We start from the raw sequence: 17,817 nt of genomic DNA on the forward strand, positions 1-17,817 counted from the left end.
TTTATATGCAAAACGATCAATTACATAAACTTCTTTCAAAACAGGTAAATCGCTTCCTAAATACAGAATCACAAGTAAGAGAGGACGTGGTGAAATTTTTGAAAGTGGTTAGTGACTCCTACGTAAACTTTGATAGAGATAAAGAGCTTTTTGAGCATTCTTCGTCTCTTAATGAAAAAGAATACGCTGAAATAAATATTCGACTTAAGGATGAAATAGGTCAACGTAGACGCTCGATTGAGAAACTGATAGAGGCGATTCACTCACTTGAAACAGATAATTCTTTACCTTCGTTTGATGCAGATAATTTATTGCTTTTAGTGGATTATTTACAAAAGCAAATTGATAATCGTAAAAAAATGGAGTCAGAACTTCGCCAAGCAAAAGACGCTGCCGAAAAAGCTACACAAGCTAAGTCTGAGTTTTTGTCAATGATGAGCCACGAAATCAGAACACCACTTAATGCAATTGTCGGAATGACCTATCTGATGCAACAAGAAGAGTGTTCGCCAACGATGGCTGATAATTTAAAAACACTACAGTTTTCTACAGATAATCTACATGTGCTTATCAACGATATTCTTGACTTTAGTAAAATTGAAGCAGGTAAGGTTGATTTAGAAGCTACTCCATTCGATTTTAAACAATTAGTTTCTAATATCAAAAGAGCTAATCAGGTAAAAGCTGAGGAAAAAGGGAATAGAATTCGCCTAATGGTAGACGATGATATACCTGATTCATTAATTGGGGATCCTCTCCGTTTGGGTCAAATTTTATCTAATTTGGTTTCTAACGCAGTAAAGTTTACTATTAATGGGAATATTTCGTTAGAAATTTCTTTGGTTAGTAAGACCGACGAAGAAGCTCAAATTTATGTTTCGGTAAAGGATTCAGGTATTGGTATTCCTGTAGAAAAACAAGAATTAATTTTTGAACAGTTTACACAGGCCAATTCTGAAACAACTCGTAAGTTTGGGGGTACTGGCTTGGGATTAGTAATTACCAAAAAGCTACTTGAGTTACATGGCAGTAGGATTCAATTAGAAAGTGAAGAAGCAAAAGGTGCAAAATTTTATTTCACCCTAAAACTTAAGATTGGTAATGGTATTAAAACCATTCAAACGCCTGTTGCCGAAAGTATCAATGAGGTAAGTCTAAAAGGTGTAAAGGTTTTATTGGTAGAGGATTACCCAGTCAATGTTAAAGTTGCGTCTAAATTTTTAACACGTTGGGAGATAGATTTTGATGTTGCCGAAAATGGACTAGTGGCCGTTGAAAAATATAAAAATGGCAATTATGATGTAATTCTAATGGACTTATTGATGCCAGAAATGGATGGCTACACGGCTACTTTGCGTATTCGCGAACTTAATCCTGATATTCCAATTATTGCACTTACGGCTTCAGCAACGCTCAATAACCAAGATAGAGCCTTTGAGGTAGGAATGAATGATTATGTAACAAAACCATTTAATCCGAAGGAGTTATTCCAGAAAATTGGTAAATATAGCCGTCGTGGCTCATGATACTGGTAGGTTTTTATAAAAAAGAAGGGATAAGGTTTTATAGAACCTTATCCCTTTTATATTTTTAAGAAGGAGTTTTTGGGGCGTTGTGTCTTGATTTATAGCATATTAAGTCGATTCATTAATTCTGACTTATTAGCTCTGCTAATAGGAATAACTTTATTGGCAATCACTAAATTATTTTCTTCGATATCTACAATTTTATCAAGGTGAACAATGTAAGAGCGATGTACCCGTAAAAACTGTTTTCCTAATTTTTCTTCTAAAGACTTCATTGTAGTATGAATCACGTATGATTGCTTGCTGGTATAGATTTTTACATAGTCACCTACATTTTCTACAAACTGGATATCAGAATAAGGAAGTCGAATATATCTACCTTCATGCTTGATATAAATTTCGTTATGCTGTTGTAGAGGGCTATCTTTTTTCTGGCGTAGGTCCAAGACTTTTTCTACAGCAAGATTGAATCTTGGTCCTGTAATCGGTTTTTTTAGATAATCTGTTACTTGATATTGAAAAGCATCATAAGCATATTCAATTTTTGAAGTTGTTAAAATTACCTGAGTGGTAGTGGTGGTTATTTTTTCTAACAAATCAAAACCTGTCATTTCGGGCATTTCAACGTCAAGCCATATCAAATCAATCTCGTTTTGTTCTAGTACTTTAAGGGCTTGCTGGACGTTTTCACAAATGGCCACCAACTCTAGAGCACTATGTTGTTCGCATAGTTTTTGCAGGGATTTCCTGGCCATTATTTCATCGTCAACAATGATACATCGTAACTTCATTTTATTGGAGGTTTTGTAAGCGTTGCAACTCTTTTTCTAAAATTGGATGAATTTGGCTCAACGCTTTTTGCAATTGATCAACTCTGGCTTTTAGGTCATAGTACTCAGGCTTGTCCAAGGCTCTACGTTCGATTTCGACAAGCTGTTGTTCGAGCTGAGTCAAACCTACCATGCCTAAAGTTGGCTTGAGCTTGTGAGCTAATTTTTTCAATTCTGGAAAATTTTGTTGCTCCACGAATGGCGCCAAATCTTTAAATTCAGGATAAACATCAGATAAAAAAGTATCAAACATATCAGCTTGATATTCGATATCTCCCTCATACATTTCGTCTAGGCGCTCATAGTCAATAGGGTTTTCCACGGTATTGGTTTGCTGTGTTTTTGATTCGGTAATAGGGGCTATTTTGATTTCTTCAAAATCATCTGCTGTTTCTTCACTAGAGAGTTTTCGATATTTCTGTAGCATTTCAAACAATTGATTTGGAGCAAATGGTTTTGGCAAAAAATCGCTCATACCAACAGCCATAGCTTTTACTTTTTGGTCGAGCATTGCCGATGCAGTAAGGGCAATAATAGGTACATGCTGACTGGGTGTTTGGGTACTTCTAATAGCAATGGTAGCTTCATAGCCATCCATGTGTGGCATCTGAAGATCCATAAAAATGATATCAAACTTGTGCTTATGGATTTGTTCGACGGCTTGTCGGCCGTCAGATACAACAGTAAAATGGCGATTCCATTTATTTAAAAGACTTGAAATATATTTTTGGTTCATCAGATTGTCTTCAACTACCAAGATATGTCCATTTTCAAAATCTTTTGTTTCTGAAAGTTTGCGGCTTGAAGTAGGAGCCGTAATGATGATATTATCACTTCTTTTGTATGGCAATGAGAAGATAAAGTTGGTGCCTTTACCTTCGACACTAGTAGCGTGAATGTGCCCACCTTGAAGCTCAATAAGCTCTTTGGTGATAGCTAATCCCAAGCCTGTACCTTTGTGTTTATGTCCTTGTTGGTTGATTTGTTTGAATTTTTGGAAAATCAATTCTAGTTTTTCTGGAGAAATACCAATGCCTGTGTCTGCAATTTGAAACTCAAGCAATACCTCATCTTTGGCAATCTCTTTAACCTGACGAACTGTGATATTGATTTCGCCTTTTTCGGTAAATTTCTCAGCATTTCCAATGATATTCAAAAGAATCTGATTGAGTAATAAATCATCACCGATGTAAGTACCATGAATTTTTGAATCAATCATGACATTTACTTCAAGCGGACGGTTACCAATTTTTATTTCGAATACTTTTTGAACTGTTTTCAGCAAGCCAACTAGATCGAACTCTTTGTGGTTAACTTCAATTTTTCCTGCCTCAATTTTAGCCATATCTAACAAGTCAGAGATAAGACTATGTAAGAAATCGGCAGAGCTTCTCAAGATTTCTAGGTATTCGACTTGTTGCGATGTAGGATGGGTATCAAACAACAGGTGAGCCATACCAATGATAGCGTTCAAAGGTGTACGGATTTCGTGACTCATATTAGCCAAAAATTGTTTTTCGGCTTGTCGTGCGTCCTCAGCTATCTGTTTAGCTAAACTTAATTCCTGCTCTAGTGTTTTACGTTCTGTGAGATCATAGTGGATGCCTATTGAGCCTACAGTTACAGCATGTTCGTCAATAATCGGGGCACCACTAATGAGCGTCCATAGGATTTCTCCATCTTTTTTGAGTATGGGTAGTTCATAAGAGCTACTTCCTCCAATTTTACGAAGATTTTGTTGCTCTTCGATAACCTTGATGTATTCTTTTGGGAGAAATAGTTCTTGTGCATTTTTTCCTAAAAGTTCAGCTTCTGTATATCCAACCATTTTACAGAACTTATCGTATGCCCTTATGATAGTCTGGTCATTGTCTACTTCCAATAGCCCCAGCTCCATATTGTTCATAATACCACGATACTTTTCCTCGCTCTTACGAATGGTCTCTTGGGTATTGAAGTTTTCGGTAACATCATTATATCTCCAAAGATGACCTGTATAGTGCTCATCAATAAAAATAGGGATATAATCACGCTCTAAAATTCGCCCGTCGGCAGTTCGAACCTTTTCGTTTACGACTAATTTCTGTTCTTCAACTAAGGTATTGACGTGGCTAGCAAATTCCTCGGGATCACTAAAATAGTTTTTAAGATCATGTAATGCACTTTTACAATCAATTCCTATTAGTGATTCAGGAGGGGTAGTTAAGCCAAGTGTATCACAAAGAAACTGATTGACTAAAATAATACGACGGCTTTCGTCTTCAACCAAAATTCCTGATTGCATATTCGAAATCAGTGTCGAAAGACGGATTTGAGTGCTTTTGAGAATTTCTTCTGTTGATTTGCGGTCAGTAATATCACGTGCTACCGCTACTAGCTCGTTTATTTCACTGTTTTCTTGCATCAATCGAACAGTCTGACCAATCCAGACGATATGTCCGTTTTTGTGAAATACAGGAAACTCGTTGTAAGTACTTTCTTTTTTCGATTCTATCATCTCGTAATAAAAATTCACAAGAGACTCTCGATATTCAGGGTGTACTAATTCGGTAAAATGTCGTCCTACTATTTCACTTTCCAAATATCCCAGTCTTTGTTCAATTGTAGGGTTGACAAAGGTAAAATATCCATCAGGTGAAATTTTATAAATAATGTCTTGAACAGATTCAATAAGTTGTTTGTAACGGATTTCACTTTTACTGAGTTCAGAAACTTTTTCATTGATTTGAGCCTCTAAGCGCTGATTAAGGCGAATCAAATTTTGATTCGACTCAAATAGCTCCATAGCCTTTTCGTCCAAGATTGTTTCGGCTTGAATACGAGCAGCTCTTTCACGCTCAAGTTTAGTTTTTAGTAGCTCTATTTCGTTAGTATTCATTTATTTAGCTATAATTTCAAAACGCCCCCACAGCTATCTTTATTAAATTGTGAGGTTGGAATACCTGTTTTGGGGCTATAGTTCTCAAAGCAGTTTAGTAATTATCCTTGTGCAAAGTCTCCTTTTTGGCGGTTTGAATGATAAATTAGCACGAAATGCGCATCAGTAATATGTTGATTATCAAAATGAGATGATTATATATCAGGGACTAGTGCCTGAGCAAAGTGATGATTTTATCCAAAGCGTGCTTGAGCTTTTTCGAGAAAATTCATAAAAACTATATCTTTCATAAGTGGATGAAATATAATGGGTTATAATATGGTTAAGTAATCTATATTTGATTAGTGTTCAATATTAAGCAAGAGTTGGCGGAGGCGACTGTCTTACAACCTGGTTCTTTGCCATTAAACGAATGGTTCACTTGCAAAGATTGCCAGAAAGGTAAAGCTATGATATATTTAGCAAATTATATTAAGCAATACCAGCCTCTTTTATGGAACTTTGTTCGAACAAAATTTAGTTACATTTCCTCAAGATTATATTAGTGTGATTAGATACTCGTGTATGGGTGACTGTTATTTTATGGGTTCCTGAATTGAGGGTTTGGGCGTCAGCCGTACAGAAGTACTGTCTACTTAGAGATTGATTCCCCCTTGATTTCTCGTATGAAGAGCACATAGAGAAAACAGTTCTGGTTGAAAAATCAGAATATACATGTTGATTCAAGGGTTTCAATAATTTGGCAATAGTCTTTAAGAAAATCATTAGCAAAAATCGTGCATCTTCTTTCAATATTACACTATTTCTATTTTTTTGCTAATAATTTTATCGTTTTTTGACAATGAAAGTATTCAAATTAAATGTATATACAAATATTTATTTTGAAATACTTTTATAACGACTTAAGTGAGCCACAGACAAAAATAGTAAAGATGTGAATAGAACACATCAGGCATGAATATTCCTAGAAGTATCACGATTTTACATAACATCTATAAAAATAATATCTTCAAAATTTTTTAAGCAAATAGATGTTGCAACAGTAGAAATGTTCAATGGTTTTATGGATGGGTATGAGTGCTAAATTACAAGTTTTTAAAATAATTTTTACGCTTTTTGATAATTTTCTTAAGCCATGTACAAAATTTTTCGTATATCCTGAACGATGAAAAAAAATGTAGAATACACGATTTCCTATGCTTTGTTATTGATTACTCTCGCAGTGAATGTTTCGATGCCACTTTTTAGAGTTTACGCCCAAAATGAAGGCTTGAACAATGGACAAACAGCTTTAGTGTTGGCTTCATACATAGTTGGAATGCTTCCTTGCTATATTTTTTTGGGTGGAGTTTCCGATAAGATAGGACGTAAAAAAATCATGATAGTGAGTGTGTTATTTTCTTTGTTATCTACAACAGTGATAACTTTCTATCCAGAAGTATATGCCTTGGTCATTGCTCGCTTTTGTCAAGGAATAGCACTTGGATTGAGTATGGGTACAGGTACAGCTTATTTGACCGAAATATTGAACCTCAAACAAGAAAAGCATGCAGCCACTCAAGCGGCCAATATGGCTTCTTTTTCTACTGCCATTGGTTTTAGTGGAGGTGCTCTTACTACTACCTTACTGATTATTCATGAGTTTACTTTAGTTCCATTAAGCTATCCTATTTTGATTGGGTTAACTATTATTGGTTTGCTATTGATGTTGTTTCTGCCTGATTTGCCCCCTATTGGAGGAAAAGTGATGCGTTTACCTTTTTTTCCAGAAAATTCGCTTCCAGTCAATATTGGTATTGGAGTGTGTTGGGCGGTTACAGGCATTGTGATAGCTATTATACCTGGACAGTTGGCCGCAATTGGTTTGACTAGCTATGCGGGTTTTTGCTTGGTGTTAGTCAATTGGACTGGAGCATTTTTACAGCCATTTATCCGAAATTATAACCCTAAAAAGTCTGTACAAATCGGATATCTCTTAATTCCATTAGGTTTTGGCTTAGTAATTTTAGGATGCCACTTATCTACTTTATTCATTATTTTGATAGGGGCTTCTATTATTGGTATGGCAGCTTACGGATTTTCATATCTAGGAGGGTTGGCTATTATTTCTAATATTGGGGGAGAACAACGGGCAAGGGCGATTGCTGGATTTATGTTTGTGGGATATATTGGTTTTGGGATTCCAGCTATTTTTTTAGGATATCTGTCCGATGCCTTGGGTATTGTTCGAGCTTTAGTGATTTTTGAAGCAATTATCGTTTTAATAGGGCTCTATTTTATTCCAAAAGTAAAATATAAATAAAATGGAGTGTTAGGTAAATTTTGGTCAAATATTTATGGAGTATTGATGTTGCTAGTTGTCAGTTAATCAATTGATTGAGTGCGCAAATCATAACTTAGTATTTTAATACAAAATGCTGTTTTGCTTGTGTTTTTCTGAAAAGTATTATCCCAAATTGAAATAAATCAATGCTTATGCCTACGCTAGGGTGTTGTTTGATTTGCTCCCAAGCATCTGTCATATCCTTAGACCAATAAATATCATCAAAAATCATAATAGAATTTTCATGAACTTTTGATAAACAAATCTCAAAATAAGCTAAGGTAGGAGCTTTTCGGTGGTTGGCATCTACAAAAACAAAATCGATTGACGAAAGCCCACTCACAATTTCTTGAAGTGTAATGTCGATATTTCCTTTGATAATTGAAACATTCTTGATGCCCAACTTGCTCAGATTTTCTTGTGCAATCAAGGCCGTTTGTGGACATCCTTCAAAGCTATACACTTGTGCATTGTGACCACTTAGTGCCATATAGGCGGTGGTTAGTCCAAGCGAAGTACCTAAATCTAAAATATTAGATGGCTGAAAATAAGCCACTAAACGTGCCAAAAGTTGAGCGTATTTAGCAGGCTTTTGAGCTGTGTTATTTAAGTCTGATACTTTACGCTGATTACCAGTATAGATTTTTGAACCAGCGCCTAGTTCTGTAATTTCAATAGTCCTAGAGTCTGACTTTAACGTTTTACGAAGGGATTCGATAGTTAAAATATGGTGAGGCTTATTTTGAATACGAACTGGGGTATTGGCGTCTGGGGGTTCAACACGCACCCATTGCAAATAACGACCATCACGAGGCTTGATGGCACGATAATATAAATCAAATACAAATGGTGAATGAACCGAATGCTCATCACCTGCTTTTAGGAGGTATTTTAGGTATGGTACAATCAAAATAAATAAAAATTAATTCAAACGATAGGGTACAGTCATCGTAAAGTCAGGAATGGCAACATTAAACTTTTTTCCATCAAATACACGCTCCATGGTATAACTACCTTTCATTTTGCCGATAGAAGTATCGAAATTACAACCACTCGAATATTCATGAGATTGCCCAGGTTCTATGATGGGTTGCTGACCTACTACGCCTTCGCCAGATACTTGGCGTTCTAGCCCATTAGCATCTACAATAATCCAGTGACGATGGAGTAATTTGACGGTATATTCGCTTTCGTTTTCGATTTTTATACGATAAGAAAAAACAAAATGGGCATGAGATGGATTAGAGTATTGTGGTAGATACTCTGTTTCTACAGTTACTTTAATGCCATGTGTAATTGCCGAGACCATGCTTTTAATAATTTGGGTACGATAGAATTTACAAGTGGTGCAAAATTCTTTATCTTTTAACAGTGTAAAAATAAATATAATTCCGATTTTGCTATTGTATTAACAAATACAAAGTTAGGTTTGAAAATGTGAAAATGTGTAGTTTTGTCAAAAAAGCGCATATCAAATTTTAGAAAAATTAAATACTTTCTATAAAAACACCAAGAATGTATGGATGTAAAGATAGGGTCTTCATGGAAGACTAGACTGGCGGGCGAATTCGAAAAGCCTTATTTTACTCAATTAGTGTCGTTTGTAAAAGAAGAATACCAATCTCAAAAAATATATCCTCCTGGGAAATTGATTTTTAACGCCTTTGATAAATGCCCTTTTGATCAAACAAAAGTGGTTATTTTGGGGCAAGACCCCTATCATGGACTTAATCAGGCCATGGGTTTGTCATTTTCTGTCAACGATGGGATTGCTTTTCCTCCTTCTTTAATCAATATTTTTAAAGAAATAAAAGATGATTTAGGTACAGAAATGCCTGCTTCTGGAAATTTGGAGCGTTGGGCTACACAAGGTGTGTTATTGTTGAATGCCACCCTGACGGTAAGAGCTAATAGTGCTGGCTCGCATCAAAAAAAAGGATGGGAGCAGTTTACTGATGCTGTTATTAAGTGCTTATCTGACGAGAAAGAAGGAGTTGTTTTTTTGCTTTGGGGCAAATATGCCCAAGACAAAGGTGCTGTTATAGACACGAAAAAACATTTGGTTTTGAAATGTAAACACCCTTCGCCAATGTCGGCCAACCAAGGTGGATGGTTTGGCAATAAACATTTTTCACAAACTAATACTTATCTGACCAATAGGGGACAAAAACCAATTGAGTGGTAACAAGTGTTAGAGTATAATCGTCGCTCTTTTTGTAAAATTGTTGTAAGTAATTTATAAATGGGTAATACGCTCAAAAAGCTCTAGTTGTTCATAAAATATGCAACATATTTTAATCTGACCTAACCAAATTTTTGCTTCAATAGTTAACTATTCAATACTGATTAAAAATTAATGAGGGTTTTTGAAATTGCTAATTATTTGATTTAACTACAATCTATACTCTCACTGATATCGTTTATTATGAAAAAAATCTTGATTGTTTTGATCCTATTATGTTGTTCGATAGGTATTTGGGCACAGCAATCTGTTGTATCTTTGGACCTTATCAATACAGGAAAAGATACCTTAACTCTTACGTACGACCCGCTGTTTCTTGGTGCAAAAGCGCAAAAAGGCTTTTTTGTGGCAGCTTCAGGGATATCTGATGCTTTTCAGTTTGGCATAGCTGACGAAGGGATTGTGGATGTTATTTTCAGAGGAAAAACCTTTCATATATATTTGGAAAGAGGCAATCAGATAATAATCAAAATTGATGGAAAAAACTGGACAAAAGCCCTTCAAATAGAAGGCTCATTGAGTACCGAAAATATGTTTTTACAACAGTTTAATGAAAAATTTGCAGATAGTTTTAATACCGCAAAAGTATTTGAACAAATGAAAGACATTCCGATAGACTCATGGGAAATGACTTTGTTTGACGCTAAAAAAGCGCAATCCGATTTTTATAAAAAGACTCCAAATCTAGAGAAGTTTTCACCAAAGTTTAAACAATATATCGAAAATCAAATTCGCTGGAATTATTGGAATTACCTATTGGCATATCCTATTGTCAAAGGTAATACCAATACTGCCCTCACCAAGGTAATGGCTTTGCCCAATACTTTGATTACTGATTTGGATACTAAAAAACTACAAGACGAAGCTTTGTTGTCGGATTCATATCGAAGCTTTTTGAGCTATTATGTTACTTATTTTAATTCTAAGGCACATGATTATGAAAAATATAAGGATCAAAGTAAGTCAATGACCGATAAGCATAATTTTGCCAGAGAACATTTGCCATTACTTAGCTACCAGTATTATTTGGCATATTTACTTTATAATAATTGTGATAAAGTTTTGCCTTCTGTTGCACGGAATACCTTTGCTGCCTTGTCTGTTTCATCAACAGCCGATGCTTGGTCAAAAATTATTAAAGAAAAATGTGGTGCTGTTTTAGGATCCAAAGACGTCGAAATTTCGAAAGTGCTGGAAGCAAAAGATGGCTCATTTAGAGCTGTAAACCTGAAAGGAGATAGCATTTCTCTATCGAGTTTGAAAGGTAAAATTTTGTATATCGATTTTTGGGCTACTTGGTGTAAGCCATGTATTGAAGAGTTTCCTTATTCGAAAAAACTCATGCAGGCTATTCCGAACAAATTTAAAAAGGATATAGAATTCTTATATATATCGGTCGACGAAACAGAAGGCTTATGGAAAAGAGGTGTAGAAAAGCATGGGTTACAGGATGGACTCAATTTGTTTTCGCAAGGGGGGTGGTTTTCTGATGCTGCCAAGCGCTTTAAACTTCAGGCAATTCCAAGATATTTGATTATTAATAAGAAAGGTGAAATTTTATACGAAAATGCCAAGCGTCCTAGCGACCCTCGAACTTTAGGGGAGTTGATACAATTACTGGAAGAGAAATAAAATTCTCAATTAAGTGATTGGTGGTTGAGTGAATGAGTGGTTTTAAATTTACACTTCGCAAGTAGAGACACAAGGCCTTGTGTCTTGAGATGTGTCAAACTGAATGTTAAAATTAGGATGATGCTATAAATTTCATTAAAAAAGCGCTCGAAAAACAATTTTCGAGCGCTTTTTTGATACTACTATGCTATGTCTGACTCTGCTTGAGACGCAATGCTTTGCGTCTATACTAGAGAACAATCGCTCATTCGCTAAATTTGCAATTAAGCATCTATTTCTTGAAGCAAACTTGCAAAGAAAACATATTTTCCTCTGTAACGTGCATCAACTTTGGCTATGAGCTCATCAAAATGGATCGCCTCATAAATATCATAGTGTTGTTTGGTTTCGAAGGCATACTGAAAAGAATAGGTAGCCCCACCATTATGTACTTCTGTCAACAATTTTAAAACTTTGAAGTTAGTTGGCAAGCCTGTCGCCATGATTTCTGGAATATGTTGAGATTTCATCCATGACAAAAACTCTACCTCGGCTTGTGTATCGATATTGAAAGTTACATTTTGCAAATACATGATTCTTCTGACCTTTTACAAAGATTGACTATTGATAAAAACAAAATCCATTATCGTGGAGGATAATGGATTTTGCAAAATTACAGTAAAAAATCTTATTGGTTTGCCATTTTTCGGATTTCATCAAACTTCGTACAGTTGGTAACACAATCACCACTGCTGTTGAGTATAAACTTTCCTCCTGCGGAATCTATTAGCTCGAACTGCTTAGTAGCAGGTAAAATATTGATTTCATTGAATGAGCATGGAGCAATTTTGGCATTGAATTTATTGATAATTCCAAGCTTCCCATTACCTTTTGATACAACAGCCAAGCCATTATTGAAAGGCCGTATTTCATCATAGTCGAAGGCTATTTGAACTTTTCCTTTTTTATCGATAAAACCATATTTACCATTATCAAATTTTACTCCGTATAAACCTTCTGTCGAATATAACATTTCTTTGTAGGCTGGTTTTGCAACTACACGACCCGAAGTATCAATAAGTCCCCATTTGCCTTCTTTTAATACTGGAAACAACTGATTGGCATCAAATTTACGAATAGACTTGTATCCCTGTGCTGTTATACGACGAGCATTGGCACGTTCTACTAAATTAAATTCCATTTCGTCATCACCATCTTTGTTAGGAGTGAAGGTTTTTACTACAACATAGTTTCCATTGAAAATAGTATCTGTTGTCGCATATCGAATTCCAATTGGAGCTACCTCATTCGTTTTTCCAATAACCACAGTTCCATTTTTATCATAAACCATATCTACTTTACAGTTACCAGATGGAATGCTACAGTTTTTGGCGTTCTCTCGTACAACTACCAATCCAAATTTATTGAAATTGGCCACTTCATCATAAGCCAATGGAATTACCTCTGTTCCATCATGTTTGATATATCCACAACGAATAGCATTATTTACGTCTTTACAAGCTGAAATCAAACCATATTGGTTAAAACTCCCTAAACTACGATAAATAGGGTCAATAACCACTTTAAGGTCAGTGTTGATAAAACCGAAATACTTTCCATCTTTAATAGGAGATAAACCAAAACGGTTGAATTCTCCAATCGAAATATAAGATTTACTTGTACGAAGGTCTTTGAAATCAACTAATTTAAAGCCTGTTTCATCTTTGGCTAAGCCTAAATTTACGTTAGCAATACTTGGATCAACTGGCATTGGAATGATACTTTCAAAAATAGGTTTCAGGCGAATATTCCCTTCGGTGTCCATCAAACCCATTTTTTTATTTTGTTCAATAATCATCCATTTGCCTTGCTCGGTAGTAGCACTGAGATTATCGTAGATAGGGTCGATTTTGACAGTACCATCGTATTTGATAAGCCCAAAGAACTTCCCAACTCTAACTCTTAATAGCTCACGGTTGAAGGCCAAAATTTCATCATAGTATTCAGACAATACCTTTTTAGATTGATCGTAAGAATTGTCGATAAGCGCAAATTTACCATTTTTGAATTTCGCAACACTGATACCATATTTGAGAGCTTTCGCTTCTACTACATTTTCGAGGGCTTCGCTTTCGTTGCCATAAACATCTATAAAATACCACTCAAATTTTTTAACGAGTGCTTTTCCATCGTTAAAATTCTCTGCTTTTTCGAATTGGCATGGAATAACTTCATCACCACAGTAGTTCAAGTATCCAAACACTTGGTCTTTCTTGATACGAGCAAAACCTTGGTGATAATTTTCAACCAATCCATAGCGAGAGTTTCCTTTGAACGACTCAAGAGGGAAACCTACAATTTCTTCTCCATTAAGATCATTCATTTTGACAAAACTTCCATCATTTTTTGCAGAGAAGCATTGTGCCGAAACAACCGCTGAATGGCGGCTTTTGATTTCACTTTTCTGTTCGATTTGAAAAATATCTCTGATGTTATCTGTTTCGATACTACGAATATCCGCTTTATATTTTTTGTCTAGTTTGGCAATAAGACTAGCGAATGTTTCGGTTGTTGTAGATTTGTCGGCGGAGCTGGATACTGAAGAAAGTTCTACGACTAAGGGGTTTCGGCTATTTTTTTCCAGTACTTCTAATTTTGAACGAAGGATATTGACTGTTTGCTTACGAGCCGAACCTACAGACTCAAGTCGCTCTGTTACACGCATGTCACCAATAAAGGTATTGGTTGAATCTTTCTTGACTGCCGAAATGGCTTGTTGAGCAAAATTGTAGTGGCAATAACTAAGTAATAGCGTTAGGAGTAAATTTTTTTTCATCTTAATTAGGGCTTCTATACTTAAGGGTCGGGTTTTCGATAGTAATGTTGTATTTATGGGGCAATGAAAATAATGGGTAAATCGCTTTTGTGTTAAGTATTGTGCAAAAAAACTTGATTTTGAGCGTTATTCTCTTACAAATGTAAGTAAATGACGATTACAGGACAAGTGTTATACGTTTCTAAAAAACACCTTTAAAGATAATACAAATGGTTGAGAAACCATTTGTATTACTCAAAGATGTTTTACTAATAATAGAACAATATTCTTTTATGATAGACCAAATCTTAGGATTCGTTTAAGGCATTCCATAAAATTTCGATAGGATGCAATGCAGTTCTTCCTGTACCGTCCTTGATTTGATGACGGCAGCTAGTGCCAGGTGCTGCAATTATGACCTCTTCTGGCTGTTGACGAACAGTTGGGAAAAGTACTAGTTCTCCAATTTTCATAGAAGTTTCGTAATGTTCTTCTTCATATCCAAACGAACCTGCCATACCACAACAACCCGAAGGAATAAGTTGCACTTCAAAGTTTTTGGGTAATGAAAGAAGCTTCTTGGTTGGGACTAGCGACGACAATGCCTTTTGATGGCAGTGACCATGCAATTTGATTAAGCGTTTTTCTTTGGTAAACCAGTCGGAAGAAATATGTTTTTTATCTATTTCTTGTGCCAAAAACTCATCAATTAAGTACGTGTTGTCTGCCACAAGCTCGGCTTCAGCACGATATTCGGCAGGGACTAAATCCAGATACTCATCTCGCAAGGTGAGAATTGCTGATGGCTCAATCCCAATAATAGGGCTTTGGTCTTCGAGGGCTTTTGCCAAAAGTTTTACATTTTGAATCGCGATTTTTTGTGCCTCCCTAACCATACCTTTCGACAAGTAAGTACGTCCACTTTCGATATGCTCAGGAATGTGAACTTCGTATCCAAGGGCTGTCAGTAATTTGATAGTTACTTTGCCTAATTCGACATCATTATAGTTGGTAAATTCATCACAGAATAGATATACCTTCCCTTGCTTACGAATCTTACTTGGTTTAGTGTTAAAAGGCTTGATACTATTCTTCTGGCGTTTTTCCTGTGTTTTCAAACGATTCAATTGCCAGTTACGCAGGGTTATATTGCCGAGCGTAGGTAAGCTTCTTTCTTGGGCAAACCCTAAGGTTTTTTTGATGAATTTACTTGTTACAGCGTTCTGGGCAAAGAAATTATATATTCTTGGAAATGTCATCCCCAATGCCTGTGATTTGGTAAAACTACCAATCATTTTGGTTCTGAAAGAAATACCGTTGACATCATAATAGTGCTGAAGAAACTCAGCTTTCATTTTGGCAATATCTACTTGCGAAGGACATTCAGCTTTACAACCTTTACATGACAAACACAAATCCATTACTTCCTTGATTTCTAGATGATTAAATGGATTTTCCTGAGTAGAATTTGTGAGAAATTGACGTAAAATGTTGGCTCTGGCACGAGTAGTGTCTTTTTCTTGACGAGTTGCCATATAACTTGGACACATAGTGCCTCCAGTAACTTCCGTTTTGCGGCAGTCTCCTGATCCTGAACATTTTTCTGCTAATCGTAAAATACTTTCTTGTTTACTGAAATCGAAAATAGTATTTACCTTATTAGGAACTTTTCCTGGTTCATATCGCAAGAATTCGTTCATTGGAGGCGTATCTACAATTTTATTGGCGTTAAAAATCTTTTTCTCGTCAAAAATTCCTTTAATCTCTCTGAACAAATCATAGACTTCCTTACCCATCATGAAAGGAATAAACTCTCCACGCAAACGACCATCACCATGTTCGCCACTCAACGATCCATCGTATTTTTTGACCAAAGCTGCTGTTTCGGCCAATACCGTTCTGAATAATTGCTTTCCTTCTTCCGTTTTGAGGTTAATCATTGGTTCTACGTGCAATTCACCAGCGCCTGCGTGAGCGTAATAAGAAGCGTTCAATCCATGTTTTTCTAATAAAGCATGAAGCTCTTCAATGTAAGCAGGCAAGTGTTCAGGAGCTACGGCGCAGTCTTCGATAAGATTGACGGGTTGTGTGTCGCCAGGAAGATTTCTAATCAAACCCAAACCTGCTTTGCGGACGTCCCAAGCTGGTTTGGTGTCGGCTCCTCTGATGATTGGATGCGCATATCCCAAATTAGCTTCTTTCAAGTCCTTTATCATGTCCTCACATAGCTTAAAGAGTTGTTCCTGCGTATCGGCCATAAACTCAACCATCAAGATAGCTTGAGGATCACCTTCTATAAAAAATCTATTTTTATGATATTCGTGGTGTCCTTTTGTAAAATCTAGAATGTATTTATCTACCAATTCTGAAGCCATTGGTCGGTGTTTCAGTGCAATCAAGTTGGCATGCAGCGATTCGCCAATCGAGTTACAATGAATACATACTAATGCCGATTCGGTAGGAGGTAAGGGCAGAAGATTGATTTTGGCTTCAGTTACAAAAGCCAACGTTCCTTCAGAGCCAGAGAGTAATTTGCAAAAGTTAAAGGGCTGCGCTGATTGAGGCTGAAAAATCTCGTTATCGCTCAGCATATCCAAGGCATATCCTGTATTTCGTCGTGTTAGATTTTTGTTGGGGAAAGCCTTTTCAATAGATTCCTGAATAAAAGGATTGTTGAGCGCACGGTGTACTTCTCGATAAATATGCCCCTCTAAGGTAGTAAGTCTTGCTTTTTCGTAAAAACTTTGTCTATCCAAAGCTTTAAACTCAGTTTCGGAACCATCGCTCAGTAGAACTTTAGCTTCGAGCAAATGCGTGCGTGTATCGCCCCATACGATTGAATGAAGTCCACAAGAGTTATTACCTATCATCCCACCAATCATAGCACGACTAGATGTGGAGGTTTCTGGACCAAAAAGTAAACCGTAGGGCTTGAGAAAGGCATTAAGATCGTCACGGATTACGCCAGGTTGCACTCGCACCCAACGTTCCTCCACATTGACTTCCAAAACTTGATTGAGATATTTCGAAATATCCACGATAATACCTTTCCCAACTACCTGTCCAGCCAGCGATGTTCCAGCCGAACGAGGAATCAGCGTAACGCGATATTCGTTTGCAAAACGAATCAAAGTTTGAATATCACTTGTATTTTTGGGTATAGCTACCGCAATAGGTTTTTCTTGATAAACAGAGGCATCAGTCGAATAAATCAACTTCTGAGCTTGGTGCTCTGCCGAATTATCAAAATACAACTCGCCTGCAAAATTGACTTGCAAGTCTTGAAAATTAGAAATCGTGAGCTTTTTTGACATGCTTTTGAGCCATTAGGATTAGGATAACTAATCTTTCATGTCATTTGAACAATTATGAAAGAATTGGTTAGTGAGTAGGTAAAACCATCCGTAAATTTAGGATTTGCCTTCGCAATAATGAACAAAGTTTTCAACTTTATTTCCAGTCTTAAACTTATATTGCCACTCATGCGGTCAGAAAGTGCTATTGGTCATTTCTTGATTTGATTTCGAAGTACACTCTCGTAATTTTAAATTACCATTTATGAGAAAACTCTAAAGGGTGTCTTCATACGTTT

Annotated in this window: 11 protein-coding genes; 4 read left to right on the top strand and 7 right to left on the bottom strand. The window is 36.2% G+C overall.

Annotated elements, in window-relative coordinates:
• Positions 1-5: 5 nt before the first annotated feature.
• On the top strand, positions 6-1,526 hold the full coding sequence (locus QM491_RS15455; RefSeq protein ID WP_283328397.1) for an ATP-binding protein: 1,521 nt from the start codon (positions 6-8) through the stop codon (positions 1,524-1,526).
• Between the two features lie 98 nt (positions 1,527-1,624).
• On the opposite strand, the gene QM491_RS15460 is transcribed toward QM491_RS15455, so the two are convergent.
• Together QM491_RS15460 and QM491_RS15465 are read right to left on the bottom strand one after the other, a co-directional pair.
• A complete protein-coding gene (locus QM491_RS15460) occupies positions 1,625-2,317 on the bottom strand; it encodes a LytR/AlgR family response regulator transcription factor (RefSeq protein WP_283328398.1) in 693 nt (230 codons plus the stop codon).
• 1 nt (position 2,318) lies between these two features.
• On the bottom strand, positions 2,319-5,234 hold the full coding sequence (locus QM491_RS15465; protein ID WP_283328399.1) for a PAS domain S-box protein: 2,916 nt from the start codon (positions 5,232-5,234) through the stop codon (positions 2,319-2,321).
• 1,165 nt (positions 5,235-6,399) lie between these two features.
• On the opposite strand from QM491_RS15465, the gene QM491_RS15470 reads away from it, so the two are divergent.
• Positions 6,400-7,536 carry an MFS transporter gene (locus tag QM491_RS15470; RefSeq protein ID WP_283328400.1) on the top strand — a complete coding sequence of 379 codons (1,137 nt, stop codon included), beginning with the start codon at positions 6,400-6,402 and terminating at the stop codon, positions 7,534-7,536.
• 94 nt (positions 7,537-7,630) lie between these two features.
• Here the strand turns inward: QM491_RS15470 and QM491_RS15475 are convergent, their stop codons facing one another.
• Positions 7,631-8,467, bottom strand: a complete 837-nt coding sequence (locus tag QM491_RS15475) for an O-methyltransferase (RefSeq protein WP_283328401.1) — start codon at positions 8,465-8,467, stop codon at positions 7,631-7,633.
• Between the two features lie 12 nt (positions 8,468-8,479).
• A complete protein-coding gene (apaG, locus tag QM491_RS15480) occupies positions 8,480-8,866 on the bottom strand; it encodes a Co2+/Mg2+ efflux facilitator ApaG/CorD (protein ID WP_283328402.1) in 387 nt (128 codons plus the stop codon).
• 210 nt (positions 8,867-9,076) lie between these two features.
• On the opposite strand from apaG, the gene ung reads away from it, so the two are divergent.
• Complete coding sequence (gene ung / locus QM491_RS15485) at positions 9,077-9,742, top strand: uracil-DNA glycosylase (protein ID WP_283328403.1); 666 nt, start codon at positions 9,077-9,079, stop codon at positions 9,740-9,742.
• A gap of 240 nt (positions 9,743-9,982) precedes the next feature.
• Entirely contained in the window at positions 9,983-11,431 is a 1,449-nt protein-coding gene (locus QM491_RS15490) for a TlpA family protein disulfide reductase (RefSeq protein WP_283328404.1), read from the top strand.
• Positions 11,432-11,694: 263 nt separating this feature from the next.
• Here QM491_RS15490 and QM491_RS15495 read toward each other — a convergent pair whose 3' ends face one another.
• The 3 genes from QM491_RS15495 to QM491_RS15505 all read right to left on the bottom strand — a co-directional run bounded on the left by QM491_RS15495 (position 11,695) and on the right by QM491_RS15505 (position 17,539).
• Positions 11,695-12,003 carry a DUF4286 family protein gene (locus tag QM491_RS15495; RefSeq protein WP_283328405.1) on the bottom strand — a complete coding sequence of 103 codons (309 nt, stop codon included), beginning with the start codon at positions 12,001-12,003 and terminating at the stop codon, positions 11,695-11,697.
• Between the two features lie 95 nt (positions 12,004-12,098).
• The gene (locus QM491_RS15500) at positions 12,099-14,246 is read right to left on the bottom strand and encodes a WG repeat-containing protein (protein ID WP_283328406.1); all 2,148 of its coding nucleotides are present in this window, start codon (positions 14,244-14,246) and stop codon (positions 12,099-12,101) included.
• A 287-nt stretch (positions 14,247-14,533) separates the two neighbouring features.
• Positions 14,534-17,539, bottom strand: coding sequence for an FAD-binding and (Fe-S)-binding domain-containing protein (locus tag QM491_RS15505; RefSeq protein ID WP_283328408.1), 3,006 nt, complete (start codon positions 17,537-17,539; stop codon positions 14,534-14,536).
• Between the last annotated feature and the right edge of the window lie 278 nt (positions 17,540-17,817).

The organism is Flectobacillus longus, assembly GCF_030056705.1.
Lineage (GTDB): Bacteria > Bacteroidota > Bacteroidia > Cytophagales > Spirosomataceae > Flectobacillus > Flectobacillus longus.

Excerpts from the sequence above, each read along its gene's own strand:
- QM491_RS15455 (WP_283328397.1), top strand. The coding sequence starts at position 6 with ATGCAAAACGATCAATTACATAAACTTCTTTCAAAACAGGTAAATCGC.
- QM491_RS15500 (WP_283328406.1), bottom strand. The coding sequence starts at position 14,246 with ATGAAAAAAAATTTACTCCTAACGCTATTACTTAGTTATTGCCACTAC.
- ung (WP_283328403.1), top strand. The coding sequence starts at position 9,077 with ATGGATGTAAAGATAGGGTCTTCATGGAAGACTAGACTGGCGGGCGAA.
- QM491_RS15495 (WP_283328405.1), bottom strand. The coding sequence starts at position 12,003 with ATGTATTTGCAAAATGTAACTTTCAATATCGATACACAAGCCGAGGTA.
- QM491_RS15465 (WP_283328399.1), bottom strand. The coding sequence starts at position 5,234 with ATGAATACTAACGAAATAGAGCTACTAAAAACTAAACTTGAGCGTGAA.
- QM491_RS15490 (WP_283328404.1), top strand. The coding sequence starts at position 9,983 with ATGAAAAAAATCTTGATTGTTTTGATCCTATTATGTTGTTCGATAGGT.
- QM491_RS15460 (WP_283328398.1), bottom strand. The coding sequence starts at position 2,317 with ATGAAGTTACGATGTATCATTGTTGACGATGAAATAATGGCCAGGAAA.
- QM491_RS15470 (WP_283328400.1), top strand. The coding sequence starts at position 6,400 with ATGAAAAAAAATGTAGAATACACGATTTCCTATGCTTTGTTATTGATT.
- apaG (WP_283328402.1), bottom strand. The coding sequence starts at position 8,866 with ATGGTCTCGGCAATTACACATGGCATTAAAGTAACTGTAGAAACAGAG.
- QM491_RS15505 (WP_283328408.1), bottom strand. The coding sequence starts at position 17,539 with ATGTCAAAAAAGCTCACGATTTCTAATTTTCAAGACTTGCAAGTCAAT.